Below are 1673 nucleotides of genomic sequence, written 5' to 3' on the forward strand. Positions count from 1 at the left end.
CACTGAGGATTTTCCAACCTGAAGTTGCAGGTCACGGGGCTGGCGTGGGGCGAGGGTGAGGTGCTTGTGCCGGTCAGCGGCGTGATCGCTAGCAGGTGATCGTCTGCCGCGTGATGGCTTCGCCGGAATCACTCCGCCGCCCCAGTGCCGCCTCATACGCTCCGTAGGGAGAGACGCGGGAAGGGGCTGCTCGTGGCGGATGTGTTGGTGTGGGTGATGCAGCGTCGGGTAGTGCTGGCCGACCGTGCCGAGCGGCTGCGCAAGGAGCTCGCCGAGATCGACGCCGAGGTCGCCCGGCTGGAGGCCGCGGAGGTGGTGTTCGGGCAGTTCGCCGACGCCCAGCGGGCCGGGACGACCGACGACCCGGCCATGACCGAGGAGTTCGAGCGGGTCACGACCTCGCCCGGCGCGGGCGGGATGCTGCTGGTCCCGCACCGCGAGGACGGCATGGACACTGGCGCGCTGCCTGCGGACTACCAGGTGATCATGAAGATCGTGACCGCAGTGTCGGAGCCGGTTCCGGCCAAGGACGTCAGCGTCAAGCTCGGCAGGGGCACCGGACCCGGGCAGGTCGAGCCGGTCCGCGACAAGCTCAAGCGCCTGGCGGACCGGGGCTGGCTGCACCGCACCCCCGCTGGTCGCTTCACCGCCCCACCCCTGCCGGCCGCATGACCGGCCTCGGCTGAATCTTGGCGTAACGCATGGGCCCCCGACGGGAGTTGGGGATTCCATGCGAAAGAAGACCAGCCCCGCCGAGGGCCCTGAAGGGTTTGTCTACCAGTGCCGCCTGCCGCTGTCGAGCGCGACCGTGAACATGGTCGCGGACCTGATTCGCGGCCACCTGAAGAAGATCCACTCTCGCTGGCGCAAGCTGGGCCCCGGGCGGATCGCCGTGATCGTGCTCGCCGTCCTGCGGCATGACCAGCGGCTTTGCGACATGGCCGGCGGCAATGACGTCTCCGCCTCCACGGTGCGCCGCTGGCTGCTGGAAGTGATCGCACTGCTCGCGGCCCGCGCCCCGCGCCTGGACCGCGCCCTGAAGAAGATCGCCCGAAAGGGTGGGGTCGTCGTACTGCTGGACGGCACACTGGTCCGCACCCGCAGACGCACCGGGGACGAGAACCGGCCCAACTATTCCGGCAAGCACAAGGCCCACGGCCTGCTGTTCCTCGCGCTCACCGATGAGAAGGGCAACCTGATCTGGATCTCGGCCGCGAAGCCGGGCCGTTCCAGCGAGATCACCGCCGCCCGCCACAACAAGCTCACCGCGCACCTGCGGGAAGCGGGGCTCGGGGCTCTGACGGATCTGGGCTTCGTCGGCCTGGACGACGACCCCGATGACGCTGTGATCGTCACCGGCCGCAGGGCGACCCGGGGTCATCCGCTGACCGCGGCGCAAAAAGAGGCGAACCGGCTGGTCAGCCGCGAACGAGCGGCGAACGAGCACGGCTTCGCCGACCTGAAGAACTGGAGGATCTTGACCAAGGTCCGGATGAACGTCCGGCACGCGACCGCGCTCCTGCGGGCCCTGCTCGTGCTGACGAACGCGGAGATCTCCCGCTGACGGACGATCACCCGACCGCGATCACGCCCCCGACCAGCCCGAGCACCCCGCCTCCAACTCACGCCAGCCCCCGTGAACTGCGGTTCTCAGGATGAAAACTCCTCACTGG

Annotated in this window: 2 protein-coding genes; both read left to right on the plus strand. The window is 69.0% G+C overall.

The genetic code is table 11. The annotated features are described in order from the left end of the window. Positions 1-216 precede the first annotated feature (216 nt). The gene (locus ACH4J0_RS43165; protein WP_396246657.1) at positions 217-672 is read left to right on the plus strand and encodes a hypothetical protein; all 456 of its coding nucleotides are present in this window, start codon (positions 217-219) and stop codon (positions 670-672) included. A 58-nt stretch (positions 673-730) separates the two neighbouring features. After that, the gene (locus ACH4J0_RS43170) at positions 731-1564 is read left to right on the plus strand and encodes a transposase family protein (protein WP_360430979.1); all 834 of its coding nucleotides are present in this window, start codon (positions 731-733) and stop codon (positions 1562-1564) included. Positions 1565-1673 lie beyond the last annotated feature (109 nt).

This window comes from Kitasatospora sp. NPDC017646 (genome assembly GCF_044329365.1).
GTDB lineage: Bacteria > Actinomycetota > Actinomycetes > Streptomycetales > Streptomycetaceae > Kitasatospora.